Source organism: Neolewinella xylanilytica (assembly GCF_002934605.1).
GTDB classification, from domain to species: domain Bacteria; phylum Bacteroidota; class Bacteroidia; order Chitinophagales; family Saprospiraceae; genus Neolewinella; species Neolewinella xylanilytica.
This window is the reverse complement of sequence record NZ_PTJC01000007.1, coordinates 279,173-296,930: the sequence shown is the minus strand read 5'-3', so window position 1 is coordinate 296,930 and position 17,758 is coordinate 279,173. Positions and strand designations below refer to the sequence as shown.

Sequence of the window (17,758 nt, the reverse complement as noted above, 5' to 3'; positions counted from 1 at the left end):
GCGTGGAGTTAACGATCGGACGGTACCGGAACAAAGAAAAAGGCCCGAAGCGCATGCTTCGGGCCTTTTTAAAAGTTGGTGTAGACCCACAAGGACTCGAACCTTGAACGACAGAACCAAAATCTGTTGTGTTGCCAATTACACCATGGGTCTGAATGTCCTTAGCGGCCGCAAATATACATCAGAGCCGATAATCCCACAAGCAGCGGGATAATTTTGTAACTCTTTCTCCCGGCCAGAAGTTGCCTCGCCTCATGGATTGACCTCTACGGTAGCGCAGCGAAAATCACCCGCTTCCGTCCATTCCAGGTACTGGTAACCGGGGTTTCGCTCGCGCAAGGTGAATTCATCCGCCGCGGGATCGATGAAAAAGCTAGTCGGAGGACAGAGGTAAACCTCCAAGTTACGGTGAGTCACTACCCGGGCGGAATGATAGTGCCCACAGTAGATGCGTCGACGCCGGCCGTCTCCGGTGAGTAAGTCGTACAGCTGATCCGTTTCGCGGAGCGGGTACTTCGTGTCCATAAACTTTACCCCTAGCGGCACCGGCGGATGGTGCATGATGAGGTCGGCCCCGGGATGCCGGCGCAGCTGCCGCGCCAACCACGCTAGCTGGATCGGTTCGAGCAGGCCGGGGCTGGTATCGAGGAAGAGGAAAGGCTGCCCGCCAATCGATTGCCGATAGTAGATCGGAGATGCCCCTGCACCACTTAATCCGAAGGTGGTTCGCAGCATTTCCCGATCATCGTGATTGCCCGCGATGATGTGGTAGGGAGCGTCCAGTCGGTCCAACATCGCTTTCAGCCGACGGTAGACGGCTGCTACAGGGTCATGCGCGCAAAAATCACCGGTCATAAAGTAGGCATCCGGGGCCATCTTTCGGGCATCCTCCAGTACGGCAGCGAACCGTCTTTCGACGTCGAGGCCCATTAGGAGCTCCCCCGGGGTCAACAGATGAGGATCGGTAATTTGTACAATGCGTAAAGCCACGAAAGTCAGGATAGGTAGTCAATATAACAACATCGGCCCTCCCGCTAGTGCGGGAAGGCCGATTGACTTTTGGAGGTGATACCTACGCCAGCTTCCGGTAAAGGAATAGCAGGATAATAGCACCGAGAACGGCGATCAGGATAGAGCCGATATTGAAGCCATCAACCGCTCCGAAACCGAGTGCGCTGCTGATAAATCCGCCGATAACGGCGCCTACGATACCGATCAGAATCGTAACGATCCAACCGCCGGGGTCGGGGCCTGGCATAATCCATTTAGCAAGCGCGCCGGCTACTAGGCCGAGAAGAATCCAGATAAGAATACCCATGTGGTGTGTGTTTGTGTTTTAATGATTCTCTACTAGAGCCCGAAAAATGACGAAATGTTCGCTACACGTCAGTTAAGTGTCAAAATCGTCGCAACCACCCGCCTACCTACCGTTCCATTACCTTCGCAGTTTCGTATAGCCCCCAAACCATGCGTACATCGCTCCTTGCCCTTTTCGTTTTTCCCGTTTACCTGCTCGGACAAACGGCCGATGGGCTCGTGGCCTATTATCCCTTCGAGAGCAACCTGGGCGACGCCGGGGGTGGCTCGGAAAATCTGGGGGTTGGCGAGGGCGCGATCGATTTTGATTGCGGCGTTAACGGGGAAGCCCTCTACTTGGCTACCGCTCCGGACCTGGTTCGCATACCCGGAGGCGCCACCACGAACGTCAATCGCATCTTCGCCGATCTGGACTTTACGGTCAGCTTCTATTTCAAGCCCATCGGCACCAACCCAACGCAATATCTTCTCTCGAAGCGGTCGACGGACTGTACCTCCGAGCAGTACTTCCAGATCAGCTACGCCGGTGGCTCCCGCACCCTCCGCGCGGTGCTTAAGCAGGGAAACGCGGAGATCGCACTGGAATATACCATCGAAAATGCCAGCTGCTGGCAGTACGTGACGGTACGCCGCCGGGACCGGGAACTTCGGCTATTCCTGAACGGAGAATCCGTGGCGTCCGAAACCACCCCCGGCCGCATCGACGTCGACAACGACGGCGATCTGCTCATCGGTGGGAGCGAATGTCGCTCGGCGGCGGAGGAGAACTTTACCGGCTTGATCGATGAGCTACAGTTTTACGGGGTTGCCCTGGATGACGACGTCGTAGCTAGCCTGTACGGGAGGCCCGACCAGATCCTAACTCCCGATACCCGCATCTTCCTGGGTGAGAGCGTGCAGATCGAACTGAACAGCAATTGTGGCACGGACTTCAGCTGGACGCCCGCCGCTGACGTAACGCCCCGCGATGTTCCCGACCCCCTAATCACGCCTACCCAGGCCGGCCGGAGGATTTACCGGGTAAGTATTGCCGACAACCAGTACGCCTGCATCGCCACCGACAGCATCGAAATTCAGGTTATCGATCCCAACTCCCTGAGTTGCGATAAGGTATACTTTCCCCGCGCCTTCACACCGAATGGCATTGGCCCGGCACAAAACGAAACCTTCGGTATATCCAATCCTTTCGCGGTCGGCGAGCTCGTCAGCCTGGAAATATTCGATCGTTACGGCGGAACCGTATTCTCGACGGCGGATGCCTTCGAACGCTGGGATGGAAGCTTCCGCAACGAGCCCGTGAGCCCCGGGGTAATGCTCTGGCGGGTCGTCTACCGCTGCGAGGGACAGGAGATTGTCCGCACCGGCAGCGTGACTATCCTGCGGTAGCGAAATCGTCCGGTCGATCCATCCACCTCCCCCGGGTGAAGTCCGGAAACTGTTGCAGGGTACCCCCGGCCACGATGCTCTGTTCCGATAGCGGGGTAACCGCCAGCCACGTAGCCCCATCATAAACGTCGAGGGGTGGTCGGGTGCCGGCCTTCGCGAACCGCACGAAATCCCGGATCAGAAAATAATCCATCCCGCCGTGGCCGGCACCGGCTGCCACCTCCCCGTCCTGCTGCCAGTAGGGGTGATCGTACCGCTCGAGGTAAGGGGCGGCTTTCTCCCACTGGTGGGCCGGTGATTTACCCTCCAGGTGAATGCTTTCGTTCACGTCCATCCACAAGCCTTCCGTACCCTGTACGCGAAACCCGAGGCTGTAGGGGCGGGGAAGGTTGGTATCGTGGTGAAGTACAATCACTTCCCCATTAGCGGTCGTTAACATGGTGGTGACCACGTCCCCCAGCTTAAAGGCGACCGAGGCATTCGGATGATCGGGACCGGCTTGGTCGACGATGTACTTATGCAGGCCCCGTGACTTGGTAGCCGTCGAGGTGAGACCTACAAATCGATTGCCCCGGTTGATGTCGATCATGGTGGCAACCGGTCCGAGCCCGTGGGTCGGATACAAATCTCCGTTTCGGTGCTGGCTATGTCGGGTACGCCAGCGGGCTTCGTGGAAGGCATTATCTCCGAATTCCACCCCGTTACCGTAGGCGGATTTCCCGTCGTTGAACTTCACTGCCCGGAGATCGTGCTGGTAGCCACCCTCGAGGTACACCAGCTCCCCGAACAGTCCCTGGCGCACCATATTGAGCACGGCCATGACGTCGCGTCGGTAGCAGACGTTTTCCAGGAAGAAGAGATGGGTACCGGTTGCTTCGTGTGCCTGCACGAGTTCCCAGCACTCCTCAAGGCTAAAGGCTCCGCCGACTTCCAGGCCGGTATACTTACCCGCCCGCATGGCGGCGACGGCCATCACCGTATGCCACCGCCAGGGAGTGGCAATGATGATCGCGTCGACGGGGGCCTCCGCTAGCAACCGCAGGTAATCTTCCGGCCCGCGGTCGTACACTTCCGGTCGGTCGAGTTTACGCTCGTCGAAAAGGGCCTGGGTTAGTTCGACCATGCGTGGATCGATGTCCGCAATGGCGGTTACGCGGACCTCCGGTTGGGAAAACAGCTCCCGAATATGGCTTTGGCCCCGGAAACCGCTGCCGAGGATACCAACCCGTAATTCTCCCTCCCGAAAATTCGTTGCACCTGCGCTCGCCGCCCCGGGAACCACGCTGGCGGCTAACGTACCGAGGGAAGTCTGAAAAAATCTGCGGCGATCGAGGGGCATTGGCGGAGAAGTTGCGGATATTCCCCAAAATAACGAAAGTTCAGTTTTCGTGCCCGGCCCGCAGCAATCGCCTGCCCCACAACAGCACCTGGAAGCCGTAGGTGGTCAGCCACATCAGGAGTACGGTATACGACAGCGACTGCGCCCCAGCGTACCACTCCTGGCTGCGCATGTCCACGAAGAAGTAGTTAAAGCCGATAAAATCGCTGATGGCCAGAATCGCGTAGGCAATGACGAAAAGCATGCTCCCCTTCAGCAACTTCCGGATGTACCACAGGAGGCGGGGAAGGGTGCGGCGCCCGAGCTGACGGCGTTTACGTCGAAGATACTGATAACTGAACACGATGTAGGCGGGCCACACGATTAGGTATAGGGCCTGCTCCAACCCACCATAAAACGGACTGTAGAAGTAACGCCCCTCCGGCCGGCGGAAGGAAGGCATCAGCCAGATGGAAACGAAGAACAACAGTTGGGCAACCGGAAAAATGAAGTGTTTCAGATCGCCGATGCGGAAGCGGTAACTCGGGTATAGGCTGATCTTGACGTGCAGAAAGAGCAGCACCGGCAGCCAGAGGGTAAAGTAAATAGGTAAAAATTCGAGGGCCGGACGCTGATCGAACATCCCGGTGAAAAGCATCAGGAAGTGCAACTGGGTGAGCCCACCGGCGATGAGCAGGCCTCCGTAAAGGCCGTTGGCGCGCCGGTCGCCACTGCTTTTCAGGAAAAAGAGCCCACCAATGGCAATGGCCGCCAGGGTACTGGCGGCCATCAGGCCGATCGGCAGATAAAAGAACAACAGCCGGGTCGTGCTCATGGGACGAAGGTACCCGATTATCGCCCAATCTTGCCGCGGTGGAGTTCCTTGTAAAACGACTTGAGGTAGCGGGTAATCTCGCGTTTGCTTTGACTGTTTAGCTCGGGGTACGTCGCTACCATCTGTAACAGATCTGTTTCCAGCAACAACATCTCGTCAGCGGCCCGGTCGAATTCGGGATCGTGGGGAAACTCCCAGACCAGGATGCGGTCGGTCATTGCCTGCTGATCGGGATGCATCAGGCGGCCGTATTCGGGGCTGACCAGTCCGCTGAAGTCGAAGTCGTAGGGTACGGCGGTGATCCGGCCTTGCTCGTCTTGCATAAGCTTGAGGTTACGGCCTAGCTTGGTACTGTAGTCGAGGTTGCCAATCATGTACTGAAAGAGGGTAACCTTCTCAATATTCGTGAAGGTGGCGTAGGGTGCGTTGTAGCAATCTTTGCAGTTGTCGCGGTCGAGGCGATCCTTCAGCTCGTCGGTATCCTCAATGAGGATCGCGTAGCTGGTAAAGGTCGACCCGTCGGCCGTATTGACGTAGTTGATGGTGAGCAGCTGGGTACGAAAACTGGCTTCCGGCTCGAGGGTACGGTAGAGTTCGTAGATCAGTGCTTCCCGGACCAGGGCATCCTGCCCCCGCTCCCCGACGGTACAGTGGGTGACCAGTTTGTAGTCGTTGTGGGTGTTTAGTCCGGCGGTGCGCAGGAGATCTTTGTCAAACTGTAACTTGATGGGCGGCATCACGCAGGTGCGGCGGCGGTAACGGCCACGAACGGATATATCGACCCCGAAGGCCTGACCGTTATCAATGACCACCCCACGCATTTCCCGTTCGGTTTTACGGTTGGCCAGCAGCGTATCGAAGTTCAGATGAATTTCAATGGTTTTTTCCGCTGTACGGCTCCAGCGGTCGAAGATGCTCTCCCCCTTTTTCGCGGAAACAGTGGCCGAAGCGAAGAGCAAAGAGAGGAAAAGGATCGTGAAGCGTAACATAGTGGCGGAATCGGATGGTGTGGAAAAGACGGGGGGAAATTCCCCGGGTTGCACGTTGATTCCCAGCTATTTATCTGTTCCTCAACGCTTATGAACCAAATGTCGTCCGCGCCCCGGCCAACCGCAAATCCGTTCGAGCAGCCCTAGGAACGCATCGACCAATGCTAGGAATCGGCGATCGGTGGCGATTTTCATCGACGAATGGCGGGGGATGCCGCTGAAGGGGACCCTTGAGTGGGCTTACTCCGGTATTGGCAGATGGTTACGACGCTATAGTTGTTTTGCCCGCCAGGCTCTCCCCTCCGCTGTGCTTGGGGCAGACCTCCGTGTGCGGAATACCCCTTTCAGGGCCGGGCCACTCCGCGGCAGTTGGGGGCTCGACGGCCGTTTTCGGCTGGTCGAAGAACAATCGGCGGGAAGACTAATCGGATCGATGGCCTACGCATGTGCGGCCAGGGGCATGGCGCCTTCCGTAGTCGCGCAACGTGCTACCAGGATCGCTTTCTACTTTTTCCCATTCTATAGCCACCGTACCACCATCCGGCTGCCTCCGCGCGGGCAGGAAGGTGGTTGGTGAGCGGGGCCAAGTACGGCCAATGAGGAGGTTCCTCCTAGCTTCCAGGTCAAAAGACCTTTTCGTACAGTTCCTTCTGGTGCTCCTTCGCGGGCGAGCGGTCTTCCAGAATTTCGAAAACGTTGCGCTTGATGGTGTGCGCGATGTCACCGGTGGGAAGGTCGTTGCAATCGAGCCCGAAGGGATCCTCGATCTCCTCCCCCATCAACTCCACCCCGATGAGCGCGAACACGATCAGCATGCTGAGGGGAATGGCGCCCCACCCGAACTGCTCCGACAAGCCAAAGGGCAGCAGCGCCGCGTAGGCCGTGACCAACACTTTCAGGTAAACGGCGTAGCTGAACGCGATCGGCGTCTTCTTGATCCGCTCGCAGGCACCCAGGATATCCAGCAGGCTTTGGTGTTGGGGTTTGATATTGATGTAATCGCCTTCGTTGATGTCGCCGTTGCGGTGCGCCTCCGCGATGCGCTGGTAGATGCGCAGAGCGATGAAATTGGGGACGTGGTCCTTGGTTTCATAGTAGGCGATCTCTTCCTCCGCCAGGTAGACGAGCTTGTCCAGCTTCGTGCCGTCGCGCAGGTGCTCGGAGAGGGCAAGGCAGAAATTGGCGATGTGTTTGGCCATGAAGCGCCTGATCTCATGGTCCGAAGGCGGCCATACGCTATCCACGTAGAGGGCGAGGTTGCGACAGTTATTGACCAAAGCGCCCCACTGTTTGCGGCCTTCCCACCACCGGTCGTAGGCGGTGGTCGTGCGGAAGCCCAGGAAAATGGAGAGGATGACCGCGAGCAGGGAGAAGATGGTGCTATCGACCTGCAGGTAACGGTGCAAATCGAAGTATTTGATCGATCCTACGGTCAGCATGGCATAGGCCCCCATCACCATCGTAGCGATAAGGATGCGCTTCATGGTGTAGCTCGTCGTGAGGTGACCTACGTGGCCGAACCAGCTACCGTTGGATTTGTAGACGATCATCTTCGCGCGTTTATAGCTTCACAATCTCCGCCTGCATCGTTTTACGTCCGAGGTCGATTTGAATTTTCGTGCCTACCTGGTGGTGACCGGAAGCTACGTAGCCCAATCCCAGGGGGTAATCCAGGCTCGGGGCGTGGGTACCGCTGGTCACTTCGCCAATTCGTTCTCCGGCCTGGCTTAGAATCGGATATCCCTGACGGGGGGCACGGCGGTCGTGCACCCGAAACGCGACGAGCCTCCGCTGAATGCCCGCTTCTTTTTGCCGGAGCAGGAAGTCTTTCCCTACGAAATCGTCACCACTGAGTTTGGTGATCCACCCCAGCCCGGCCTCCAGGGGAGAAGTCGTATCGTTGATGTCGTTGCCATACAGGCAGTACCCCTTTTCCAGCCGCAGGGTATCGCGGGCACCGAGGCCGGCGGGGAGGAGTCCGTGGGGTTTGCCGGCGTCCATGACGGCATTCCAGACCGTCTTGGCATGGTCTGCATCCAGGTACAGTTCGAAACCGCCCGCGCCGGTGTATCCGGTGGCGGAAATGAGGACATTGTCGACCCCGGCCAGGCTACCCCGCACGAAGTGGTAATAGGGTATGGCGGCGAGATCCACGTCGGTCAGCGGCTCCAGTATTTCGGTGGCCTTCGGGCCCTGGACGGCCAGTAGGGCGGTGTGGTCGCTGATGTCCAGCATCTCCGCACCGAAGGTATTGTGGCTGGCGATCCAGTCCCAGTCCTTCTGAATGTTGCTGGCATTGACTACCAGCATGTAAGTGGGGTGCTCGCTGCCTTTACCCATGCGGGGGTTATGCGGGAGTCGATAAACCAGCAGGTCGTCGACGATACCCCCCTCGGGCCGGGGGAGGCAACTGTACTGGGCCTGGCCCTCGGCTAGTTTTCGGACGTCGTTACTGGTTACGTATTGCACTAGTTCCTGCGCTCCGGCGCCCCGTACAATGAACTCCCCCATGTGGGATACATCGAAGATCCCGGCCGCCTCTCGCACGGCGTGGTGCTCTTCCTTCAGGGAGCTATACACGAGCGGCATTTCAAAGCCGGCAAAGTTTACCAGTTTCGCCTCCAGGTGGCGGTGGGTATCATTGAGCGGAGTGGTTTGCATAGCATTTATTTGACGGGAAGGTACACCCGGAACACGGTACCCCTCGGCTGGTTGTCCTTCAGCTCAATCTGCCCGCCGTGTTTTTCCACGATCTGCCGTACGATGAAAAGACCGAGGCCGGTGCCCTTGGTGCTGCGGGTATCCTCGTTGCCGACGCGGTAAAATTTCGTCCACACCCGTCGCTTTTCCCGGTCGGGGATCCCGACGCCGTTGTCCTGCACCGTCCACACGATTTCGCTGTCTCCGCCCCGGGCCAGGGCCGTGTGGATCACCGGGTCCGGCTGACTGTACTTGGCCGCGTTTTCCAACAAATTAACGACGACGCTGGTCAGTCCGGGCATATCGCCAAAGATGGTCGGAATATCCGGCTCGATGTCGACGTGGACGTTAGCTCCCCGGTATTTCATCACCACCCGGTCGGCGGCGTCCTGCACCAGCTGGCCGAAGTCGATGGGCTCCCGGTTGAGCTGATACACGTTTTCCAGCTTCGCGCTCAGCAGGAGGTCGTTGACGAGGGCGGTAAGGCGATCGGTTTCGGCCAGGGCGTTGGTGCTCAGCTTATGTTGGATTTCCGGCTTGAGTTCCCGGCGACGCTGAAAGGTTTCCAGGATCAGGCGAATTCCGGCGAGGGGCGACTTCAGCTCGTGGGTGATGCTCAGCAAGAAGTTGCGCTGTTGTTCGGCCGCACTGATTTCCTTCTTCAGGTTACGAAAGAGTAGGTAGAGCCCTCCGGCCAGACTGACAACCAGCAGCAGGGCCTCACCAAGGATCATCCGCTGCTGCCGCTCGAACTGGTCGGTCAACCGTTGGTAATTCTCGGTCAACCGAAAATCACTGGCGCGTTCGATGCGCTTCTGTACCGCGAGCTCGATGGCCAGCTTATCGACCCGTGCATTATGTGCTTCCTCGTTCTTCCGCAGCAGTAGGATGGACCACCAGCCGAACGCGAGCAGCATGTAGGCGATGATGGCGTAGCTGATTAGGGGGAGCTTGCGCAATTAGTCTTTTAGTCTTTTAGTCTTTTAGTCTTTTAGTCTTTTAGTCAGCTGGCTTCGCCATCTGGTTAGTTCGTTAGTCGCTCCTTGCAGTCGCGGTTAGTTTTAGTCAGCTAACTACGCTAATTAGTGATTCATTGATCGTATAGCGGACAACCCAACACCCGACAACCGACAACCGACAACCGACAACCGACCATCAATTGAAAAACGAGTCGTACTGATTGCTTTCGCCAGTTTTGCGGGCGCGTTCGGGTACGGGGGCATCCAGGTCGAGGACTTCGCTATCGTTGTTCGCCTGCAGGAGGAGCGCTGACTTCTCTTCACCCAACAGCAGGGAGTTGGACTCCTTTTCCCACTTTTCGAGCATGTTAAGGCCCTCTTCCTCGAAAACGCCGTTCTGGAGGTCGACGGAATCCATGAAGTTGGCGGAAACTTCCATGAAACGTTCCATTTCGCCCACTTTGTTGGCTACGTCCTCGGTGATGTTCTCCATGGCCATATCGAACATAGCGCGCTGGTCGGGGTCGCCCTGAATGACGCTCATGGCGGAGTTCATGGCCCCGTGGCTGGCGTGGATGGCTTTTCGCTCCTGTTCCTTAACGGCTACTTGGTCGGTGATGTCCTCGGCGAGAATCTGGCTGTTCTCGTACATTTTGGTAAGCACCCGGTAGAGCACCTCCATTTTTTTGTAGAGTTCCTCCAGCTTGATGTTGCTGTCCTTGAGGCGGCCGGCGCGCCGGCTCTTCAGGATCATCACGTTGCGCTTGTTGGTTTCTTTGGCCTTACCGGCGATCTGCAAATTGCTGCGGATATCGCGCTCGTTGTTCACGATCTGTTCCTTAAGCTTGTGCATCTGGGCCCGCAGCTGGCTGATCTGCTTGTTCATCTTCCGCAGATTGCCCTGGAGCTCCTCGACGTAGGTCTTCAGGATGCCGATGGGATCGATCTGTACGAAGACGCCGGTGATGGCCCGCATGATGCTCTTGTACATGTAAAATACGAGGTTGCGCATCCGCGGATCGAAAACCATGTAGAGCAGACCGGCTACGATCAACCCCGCCACCACCAGTCCGATCGTGGTACTGATGAAGCTCAGGATCGCGGCTCCGAAATTGACCACCACGAAGCCCAGCACGGCAAAGATCGCTACCAGGAACAGCAGCCCCGTTACGCCCTCGGGCCGTTTCCAGAATGACTTCGGTTTCATTTGTGGTGCTTCCATCTTTCTATGTTTAAGGGGCACTCGCCAAAGATAACGATCCCCATGTGGTGTACAAAAGGTCCGCAACCCCCGCTTAGTTTGCGCGCCTCGACGAGTCTGGGAAATTTATCGACTATTTGCGAAATGCACCAGGGCGTCGGGGCGCAGGTGCAGCCACATTCCCGGAAAAGTTGGCGGGCCTGGTGACCGGTCCGGTGCCCGTGGTTTCCCGTTAAGCGATTCGTGCCGGACAAAGCAAATCAGGCCGCCCCGCGATCCGGGAGGAGCTGGCGGGCCGCCGCTAATAGAAAATCCCCTCCGGCGGAGTTGCCGGAGGGGATTTGTAAAGCGTCGTCGAACGGGACTAGAAGCGCAGGGTAACGGTTTCTCCGATACCGCACCCCACCTTGAGGCGGGCACCTTCTTCGAGGCCACGGGAGAATGCGTCCGCTCGGATAGGCATCGAACTGCTGTAGTTCGCGATGCGCCGGTTAGCGTCGCCGGCTACTTCCGAATCGACACTCTTGGCGTAGCTATACTTATCGATGGCAGCGAGGACGGCGAGGCGCTGGTCCCAGGCGTCACCACAACCGCTGCTCATGCGGGCGTAAAGGTCACCGATGAGGATGTAGGGCTTGCCCCATCCGGGGTTCAGTTCGGCGGCCCGGTTGGCGTTAGAGCGGGCACTGCTGTACTGGCCGAGCTTACCCAACTGGATCTGAGCGATTTGGTACACGTACTGTGCTTTCTTCTCGTTGTCGTCGGTCTTCTCAACGGCAGCTTCGTAGAGGTCGACGGCATCGCTGAAGCGCTCTTCTTCGTACGCTACCGAAGCGGCGTAGGCGGGGTTCAAGCGGATCCGTTCGGCCTCGTACTCCTCGGCTTTCTCGGCGTAGAGTTCGTCGTACATATTCTGTACCATCACTACGTCGGCGTCGGTGCTGTCGCAACCCTGCGCTTTGAGTTTGGTGACAATGTAGCGGAGGATGTCAAGGCTGTCCTTGTTCTCCTGGGCTTTCGGGATGAGCATATCCTTGAAATATGCGCAGTCGAAAATCTCGTCAGCGAACTCCAGCACGTCGGCTTCGAGGTTGTCCTTACCGGCCTGGTAGTACTCGGCGTAGTTCTCCTTTTCGATGTTGTAATCGGCTACTTTTACCGCTTTGTCGTACAGCTCCCGGACGCGGGCGTTGTCGATAACCTCTTCCTTGAAGTAGTAGTTGAGCAACTTCCCCAGGGGGGCGAGTACGACGTATTCCGTGTCGTTACCGGCCTGATCGATGGCGTCTTCCAGCACTTCGATGGCCTCTTCACTGTAGCCGGCGAGGTAGAACATATCCGAGCCTTTGCGACCTAGGAGAAAAGCTTCATCCTTAGGATAGCATTGCGCCTGCTGGTCGTAGAGGGTAAAGATCATATCCGTGTATTCCTGCTTCTTAGCGGAATCTTCGGTTTTCTGGCGCAGGGCCTTGTAGAACATGCGACCGTCCTGGTAGTGGAAGGCCCGCTGACCGTCGGCCGCGGGAGCGATCTCGTAGGCTTGTTGCCAGTTGCTAAAGGCGGCATTGAATTCCTCTTCGCCCAGGGCGGCCAGGTCTTCGGCGGTTTTATTGCGGACTAGGTTGCGGTATGCGACGTGCGCATTTTCCGCCTGCTCCTTTTGGGGCGAGTCCACCCAGGTTTCGCACTGACCGTTGACTACGGAAGCGGAGCCGCAGAAAACCAGCAACAGCGCGAAGGTGCGGATTAGAGTTTGCATATTGGTTTAATTGAGTTTGCGTTTAAAGAACCAGGAGTTGTCGTTCAGACTGAAACCCAGTGTAAGTTGTACATAGCTTTCATCAAGAATATCCGGCACCCCAAATTTACCATATTCGACGGCAAGATCAAGGAAGGAGATCTGCTGTCGTGGCAATTGAATGGGCAATCCGAACCCTAAAGTAACGGCATTTCGGCGAGCCTGCACTCCCTCGATCACCCGCGGATCGTCTTCCAGGCGGGCACCGAGCCGGTAGCGAACGCGGGCCCAGTAGTTATTGTAAGAGGTGGCGTTGGGAATAAACTGTAACCCTAGGGCGAACCGGTTGACATCGGCTAATTGTTCGGGCTGTTCGGTGTTGCGATAACTGCCGTAGGCCGTACGACCGTACTCGGCGCCCACGAAGAAACGATTGAAATCGTCGTAGGCAATCCCGAAGGTGTAGCTGGCCGGCAGGTCCACCGTGCCGCCGATATTGTCCTCGAAGCTGATGGTGTCGCGAATGGATACGTTACCCAGGGGACTGAACTTCCGGAAAAGCAGGCTGCTCTCGGAGTCCACCGAAGCACCCAACTGACCGTTCGCCGCTACGATAATGCGTTTTCCGTTGGCTACCGGTAGTCCTTCCTCATTCAGGTCCTTAAAGTTGAAGGCGTACTGTACGCCGTAGCCGAGGGAGAAACCGCTAATGCTAAGCTCATCCAAGGATTCCGTAGCCAGGGCTTCCGGAATGCTGTCGAACACCAAGATGCGGCTATTGGTCAGTTTACCGAAGTTATAATTGACGTTCACCCCCCCGGAGAGGCCGCGGAACCGCAGGGCGGTGGACCAGCTCACGCGGTATGCGCCGCCATTTCCCTTGAGGTTATTCGAGGTAGGACCGGCCTCGGGATCGTCGGCGTTCAACTCCAGATCGTAGCCAACGAGGGTGGTGGGTGCGAGGGAAAACGCCATGCCGGCGTTCCAGGAGTTCTGTTGCTGTTCCAGACTGAGGTTGATGGGGTTACGCAGGGGGAAGCCCAGGGCGAGGTACCGCAGGTTTCCCTGGTAGGCCGTTGCCGTGGTCGTGCGGTCGGCCAGATTGGAATACCGCCCGTAAAGTCCGATCTCGAAACTGGTGGCCTGCAGGCTGGCCAGGCTGGCGGGGTTGAGCAGATTGAGGTGGTAGGCATCCTGGAAGGTAGATTGCAGCGCACCCATACCGGCCTGAGCCGCGTGCACCTGATCCAGGGGATCGCCGAGGCCGAAGCGACTGAGGGGGCTGTTTTGTTTCGGGCGAATGTCAACGAATTCCGTGGCAGCAACCTGTGCGAGCGCCTGGCCGCTGACGAACAGCAGGCCGAGCAGCAGGGCAAACGGGGGCAGACTTGATTTAAAACGCTTCGTTGACATAAGATGACAATATTTGATTGAGCCCGCGCAGGACCAACTGGGGTGAGTGGTGAAACGGAATGGAAAAGTGGGGCGATAACAAAGGGGCGTCACCACCGGTGAGCACGAGCTGCAGTTCGGGATGGCGTTCCCGTAGCCGCAGGAAGAGCCCTTCGATTTCGTAAACTACCCCGAGCAATCCGCCGTGCCGGAGCGCCGTTTCGGTCGTCAGGCCTACCTCCCCCTCCACCACGCCGGGCGGTATTAGGGGAAGCCGGGCGGTACCCTCGTGCATGGCACGCAGGCGCATCCCTACTCCGGGGCTGATATTGCCCCCCAGGTAGCGGCCGTCGGCATCTACCAGATCCAGGGTAACGCAGCTTCCGGCATCGACTATCAGGCGGGCCGTGGTGAAACGTCCGAGCGTACCGGCCACAACGGCTATACGATCCTGACCGAGGGTTTCGGGGCTCCGGTACTCGGAGGCGAAGGGTAAATTCCGCCGCCGGTCCAGGGTGTACACACCGCGACCGCTGTTTTTCCATTTATCGATCCACCGGTCGGGTGGCACGTTTGCCACGGTGGAATAGATGATGTTTTTCACTCCAGGGTTGGTCGCCAGCCCGTCGATTGCCGCCCAATCGTCGCGGTCGAGCCGGTGGACGGGAGACTCCAATTCATCTTCGACGAAGATCGCGGCCTTGATGCCGGAATTTCCGATGTCGATGACGAGTTGACGGGTGCTGAGGTTCAACGTAAAGTCGGCTATAAGACGCGGATTCGGGGGCAATCGGTTCTTAAGCGGAAGTTAAATTCCGGAGTGGATCGTTTGGCTTAGTGCTTGAAATGCCGAACGCCGGTAGTGACCATCGCCACCTTTGCCGTATTTGCTGCGTCGATGGAGTCTTGATCGCGAATAGACCCCCCGGGCTGTACGACGGCGGTAATGCCTGCTTCCGCGGCGATCTCCACGCAGTCACCGAAGGGGAAAAAAGCGTCGCTGGCCATGACGGCATCCTGGAGTTCGAAACCGAAATTCTTGGCTTTGGTAACGGCTTGCTTCAGGGCGTCTACGCGGCTGGTCTGCCCGCAGCCCATTCCAATGAGTTGGTTATCCCGCACCAGGGCGATGGTATTCGACTTGAGGTGCTTGGCGCACTTGTTGGCGAAAACGAGGTCGGCGGTTTCCCGTCCGGTGGGCTGGCGTTCGGTGACGACCGTGAACTGGTCGGCGCTTTCGGTTTGCCGGTCGGTGTCCTGTACGATCACCCCGTTCAGCAGGCTCCGGAAACTGAGCGGTTGTTGCTGGAGGTGGTGGTACTGCAGCAAGACGCGGTTCTTCTTCTTACTGAGCAGCTGCAGGGCCGAGTCGGTGAAGTCGGGAGCGATAAGCACTTCATAGAACAGCTTATCGATCTCCTGGGCGGTGGAGAGTTCCAGCGGACTGTTGGTGATCAGGATGCCGCCGAAGGCCGACACCGGATCGCCGGCCAGGGCAGCGTGCCAGGCCTCGAGCTGGGTGGGCCGCACCGCGACGCCGCAGGCGTTGGTGTGCTTCAGGATGACGAAGGACGGGTCGGCATCCTCGAACTCCTTCATGATACCAACGGCGGCGTCGATATCTACCAGGTTGTTGAAGCTAAGCTCTTTGCCGTTCAGCTTGGTAAACATCTCGTTGAGCCGTCCGTAGAAGATGGCTTGCTGATGGGGGTTTTCACCGTAGCGCAATTCCTTTGCCTTCATCTCGCTCCGTTTAAAGACGGGCAGCGCGCCGTCGGCGTTGAAGTAGGTGAAGATGGCCGTATCGTAGTGGCTACTGACGGCAAAGGCGCGACGGGCAAGTTTCCGGCGGTCTTCCAACTCGGAGACGCCTTCTTTACCGTCGATAATCTGCTGGAGCGTGCCGTAGTCTTCCCGGCTGGGTACGATAAGCACGTCACGGTAATTCTTGGCGGCGGCCCGAATCAGGGCAATACCGCCGATATCGATCTTCTCGATGATGAGGTCTTCTTCCTCGGTATTCGCCACGGTCTCCTCGAAGGGATACAGGTCCACCACCACCAGGTCGATCTCGGGGATCTCGAACTGGGCCAGCTGCTTGAGGTGATCCTCTTCCCGCCGGGCCAGGATGCCACCGTGTACTTTCGGGTGGAGGGTTTTTACGCGACCGTCGAGGATCGAGGGGTAACCCGTCAACTCTTCGACCGGAATGACCTCCACCCCGCGGTCGCGAATGAAGGTCTCCGTTCCGCCCGTGCTGTAAATCGTTACGCCGAGCTTGGCCAGGCCATCGATGATGGGTCCGAGGCCTTCCTTATGGTACACGGAAATAAGGGCGGATTTTATCTTACGTGTTGTCATAGGCACGTTTTCGTGAATTCCACCTAGCGTGGAACACCTGTTGGTTTGGGGCCGCAAAGATACGAAGGATTTCTATGGTTTCTTTTGCGGGTTGCCGCGCTCCGGTTGGCGATGGGTGAAGTAACGGATTGGAGCCTTCCCGGGCCGGAGCTTGGGAACCGGGGGAACCACATCAAAAGGACGCTGGCATCGCTAAGTGGAGCTTATGGCTCGTGGGCTCCGGCGCGCGGCGTATACAAAACCGTATACCACGGAACACTTCCGGAGCCGGAGCTGACGAACCACTACAACCCCAGCACCCAACCCTCGTGCTTCACCACCCGTCGGTGCAGCTTCGGGTCCTCCCCCCACGGACGGTCCAGCAGGGTGGGAAGGGTGCCGGCGCGCTGTTGTTCCTGTAGCCATTCCACGAACGTTTTTACCTGCTCCCGGTCGAGGATCTGCCCCTTTCGGCGGGGAACGGCTAACAGGCTGGGATAGATTTCCGCGTGGACGATCGCCGCACCCGCGCTTCCGGCGCCCGCGTTTGCCCCTTCCGCAGCCGTTTCGAACGGCCAGATCCGGGAGACGTCCCGCAATTTTTCGTGGTCGCGCAGGGCCCGCACCCGGGGGATACCCAGTAGCGCCTGGCTGCCTACGCTGCCGGCGTACGCCAGCTTCCACGCGGGTTGCAGCCGCAAATTGAGCATCTCGACGTAGCGCCGCTCCCGCAAAAAGCCCTTTCTGGTGCGCACCGGGTATTCGAAGTCCCGTTTGCTGCCCAGGAAGATACCGCTCTGTCCTATCGGAACGCCCCAGAACGGCCCGCTAAGTGCCATGATGCGTTCGTTGAGGAGGGCGCCTACCCGGAAGCGATTGTTGTCATTTCGGGCGTCGTCCTCGATGTACTCCGCCAAATGATCCCAGACGGCCCGCCAGCCGGGTTTGTCCGCTAACCGTAGCGCCTTGGCTAAACCCTTTGGATAACCGAAGGCGAAATCCCATCCTACCAGCACCCGCTTCTTTCGGTACCGCAGCAGTTTCTCTTCCAGGTAATCGCAGCACGCCTGCCGGGTACGAAAGTATCGGGTACGCACGGGCCCGGTCGCCGTCGCTTCGCCTATCCAGATGGCGTCTTTGGTCGGTTTCGCCGGACTGGGTTTGTTACGGGCACTCCAGTCTATGGCCACGAAGTAGTCGAAGGGGGGCATCGGGGAAAGGTACTCAACAAGGGGCTAAGGAAGCTAAGGGGAAAACGGGGTCACGGGGCCAGGGTTGCTTTGACCCGACCCGTCCCGACACTCGAAGGTACCTCCTGACGTCGGCGACACTTCGAGGTCGTACGCTTTTCCGGTACCGGTGGCAGAGGACCTGCGCGTGTTGATAGACCTCGTAGTGTCCGGCTTCAGTCGTCGCCCACACCCACTAACCGCGACCACATGAAGCCACTTAAAGACTAACCGCGACCGCAGGGAGCCACTAAAAGACTAACCACGACCGCAGGGAGCGACTAAAGGCGACCGCAGGGAGCCACTAAAAGACTAACCGCGACCGCAGGGAGCCACTAAAAGACTAACCACGAC

The 17,758-nt window shown here is 58.1% G+C and carries 15 protein-coding genes and 1 tRNA gene; 1 reads left to right on the top strand and 15 read right to left on the bottom strand.

The window, feature by feature from the left end:
- Nucleotides 1-81: 81 nt before the first annotated feature.
- The 3 genes from CLV84_RS19140 to CLV84_RS19130 all read right to left on the bottom strand — a co-directional run bounded on the left by CLV84_RS19140 (nt 82) and on the right by CLV84_RS19130 (nt 1,318).
- Nucleotides 82-153: transfer RNA gene (locus CLV84_RS19140), tRNA-Gln, on the bottom strand.
- A gap of 99 nt (nt 154-252) precedes the next feature.
- Nucleotides 253-990 carry a metallophosphoesterase gene (locus CLV84_RS19135; RefSeq protein ID WP_170067781.1) on the bottom strand — a complete coding sequence of 246 codons (738 nt, stop codon included), beginning with the start codon at nt 988-990 and terminating at the stop codon, nt 253-255.
- An 82-nt stretch (nt 991-1,072) separates the two neighbouring features.
- The gene (locus CLV84_RS19130) at nt 1,073-1,318 is read right to left on the bottom strand and encodes a GlsB/YeaQ/YmgE family stress response membrane protein (RefSeq protein ID WP_104421441.1); all 246 of its coding nucleotides are present in this window, start codon (nt 1,316-1,318) and stop codon (nt 1,073-1,075) included.
- 149 nt (nt 1,319-1,467) lie between these two features.
- On the opposite strand from CLV84_RS19130, the gene CLV84_RS19125 reads away from it, so the two are divergent.
- Nucleotides 1,468-2,703 (top strand): LamG-like jellyroll fold domain-containing protein, encoded by a 1,236-nt coding sequence (locus CLV84_RS19125; RefSeq protein ID WP_104421440.1) that lies wholly within the window; start codon nt 1,468-1,470, stop codon nt 2,701-2,703.
- Here CLV84_RS19125 and CLV84_RS19120 read toward each other — a convergent pair.
- From CLV84_RS19120 to CLV84_RS19065, 12 genes are all read right to left on the bottom strand, one after another.
- Nucleotides 2,690-4,042 carry a Gfo/Idh/MocA family protein gene (locus CLV84_RS19120; protein WP_104421439.1) on the bottom strand — a complete coding sequence of 451 codons (1,353 nt, stop codon included), beginning with the start codon at nt 4,040-4,042 and terminating at the stop codon, nt 2,690-2,692. The two genes, CLV84_RS19125 and CLV84_RS19120, sit on opposite strands and share 14 nt — an antisense overlap.
- Before the next feature lie 40 nt (nt 4,043-4,082).
- Entirely contained in the window at nt 4,083-4,856 is a 774-nt protein-coding gene (locus CLV84_RS19115) for a hypothetical protein (protein ID WP_104421438.1), read from the bottom strand.
- Between the two features lie 17 nt (nt 4,857-4,873).
- Nucleotides 4,874-5,845 carry a hypothetical protein gene (locus tag CLV84_RS19110; RefSeq protein WP_104421437.1) on the bottom strand — a complete coding sequence of 324 codons (972 nt, stop codon included), beginning with the start codon at nt 5,843-5,845 and terminating at the stop codon, nt 4,874-4,876.
- 623 nt (nt 5,846-6,468) lie between these two features.
- Nucleotides 6,469-7,395, bottom strand: coding sequence for a bestrophin family protein (locus tag CLV84_RS19105; protein WP_104421436.1), 927 nt, complete (start codon nt 7,393-7,395; stop codon nt 6,469-6,471).
- A 10-nt stretch (nt 7,396-7,405) separates the two neighbouring features.
- On the bottom strand, nt 7,406-8,506 hold the full coding sequence (gene gcvT / locus CLV84_RS19100; RefSeq protein ID WP_104421435.1) for a glycine cleavage system aminomethyltransferase GcvT: 1,101 nt from the start codon (nt 8,504-8,506) through the stop codon (nt 7,406-7,408).
- A 5-nt stretch (nt 8,507-8,511) separates the two neighbouring features.
- Complete coding sequence (locus CLV84_RS19095) at nt 8,512-9,504, bottom strand: sensor histidine kinase (protein WP_104421434.1); 993 nt, start codon at nt 9,502-9,504, stop codon at nt 8,512-8,514.
- 196 nt (nt 9,505-9,700) lie between these two features.
- Entirely contained in the window at nt 9,701-10,726 is a 1,026-nt protein-coding gene (locus tag CLV84_RS19090; RefSeq protein ID WP_104421433.1) for an AAA family ATPase, read from the bottom strand.
- A 343-nt stretch (nt 10,727-11,069) separates the two neighbouring features.
- Nucleotides 11,070-12,464 (bottom strand): tetratricopeptide repeat protein, encoded by a 1,395-nt coding sequence (locus CLV84_RS19085; RefSeq protein ID WP_104421432.1) that lies wholly within the window; start codon nt 12,462-12,464, stop codon nt 11,070-11,072.
- A 6-nt stretch (nt 12,465-12,470) separates the two neighbouring features.
- Nucleotides 12,471-13,856 (bottom strand): hypothetical protein, encoded by a 1,386-nt coding sequence (locus tag CLV84_RS19080; protein ID WP_104421431.1) that lies wholly within the window; start codon nt 13,854-13,856, stop codon nt 12,471-12,473.
- Nucleotides 13,837-14,589 (bottom strand): type III pantothenate kinase, encoded by a 753-nt coding sequence (locus tag CLV84_RS19075; protein ID WP_170067780.1) that lies wholly within the window; start codon nt 14,587-14,589, stop codon nt 13,837-13,839. The genes CLV84_RS19080 and CLV84_RS19075 overlap by 20 nt, the downstream gene beginning before the upstream one ends.
- 80 nt (nt 14,590-14,669) lie before the next feature.
- Complete coding sequence (gene purH, locus CLV84_RS19070; RefSeq protein WP_104421429.1) at nt 14,670-16,196, bottom strand: bifunctional phosphoribosylaminoimidazolecarboxamide formyltransferase/IMP cyclohydrolase; 1,527 nt, start codon at nt 16,194-16,196, stop codon at nt 14,670-14,672.
- A gap of 284 nt (nt 16,197-16,480) precedes the next feature.
- Complete coding sequence (locus CLV84_RS19065) at nt 16,481-17,386, bottom strand: hypothetical protein (RefSeq protein WP_104421428.1); 906 nt, start codon at nt 17,384-17,386, stop codon at nt 16,481-16,483.
- Nucleotides 17,387-17,758 lie beyond the last annotated feature (372 nt).

Coding starts and splice junctions, on each gene's coding strand:
- CLV84_RS19110 (WP_104421437.1), bottom strand. CDS start 5,845: ATGTTACGCTTCACGATCCTTTTCCTCTCTTTGCTCTTCGCTTCGGCC.
- CLV84_RS19120 (WP_104421439.1), bottom strand. CDS start 4,042: ATGCCCCTCGATCGCCGCAGATTTTTTCAGACTTCCCTCGGTACGTTA.
- gcvT (WP_104421435.1), bottom strand. CDS start 8,506: ATGCAAACCACTCCGCTCAATGATACCCACCGCCACCTGGAGGCGAAA.
- CLV84_RS19105 (WP_104421436.1), bottom strand. CDS start 7,395: ATGATCGTCTACAAATCCAACGGTAGCTGGTTCGGCCACGTAGGTCAC.
- CLV84_RS19125 (WP_104421440.1), top strand. CDS start 1,468: ATGCGTACATCGCTCCTTGCCCTTTTCGTTTTTCCCGTTTACCTGCTC.
- CLV84_RS19130 (WP_104421441.1), bottom strand. CDS start 1,318: ATGGGTATTCTTATCTGGATTCTTCTCGGCCTAGTAGCCGGCGCGCTT.
- CLV84_RS19085 (WP_104421432.1), bottom strand. CDS start 12,464: ATGCAAACTCTAATCCGCACCTTCGCGCTGTTGCTGGTTTTCTGCGGC.
- CLV84_RS19080 (WP_104421431.1), bottom strand. CDS start 13,856: ATGTCAACGAAGCGTTTTAAATCAAGTCTGCCCCCGTTTGCCCTGCTG.
- CLV84_RS19115 (WP_104421438.1), bottom strand. CDS start 4,856: ATGAGCACGACCCGGCTGTTGTTCTTTTATCTGCCGATCGGCCTGATG.
- purH (WP_104421429.1), bottom strand. CDS start 16,196: ATGACAACACGTAAGATAAAATCCGCCCTTATTTCCGTGTACCATAAG.
- CLV84_RS19065 (WP_104421428.1), bottom strand. CDS start 17,386: ATGCCCCCCTTCGACTACTTCGTGGCCATAGACTGGAGTGCCCGTAAC.
- CLV84_RS19090 (WP_104421433.1), bottom strand. CDS start 10,726: ATGGAAGCACCACAAATGAAACCGAAGTCATTCTGGAAACGGCCCGAG.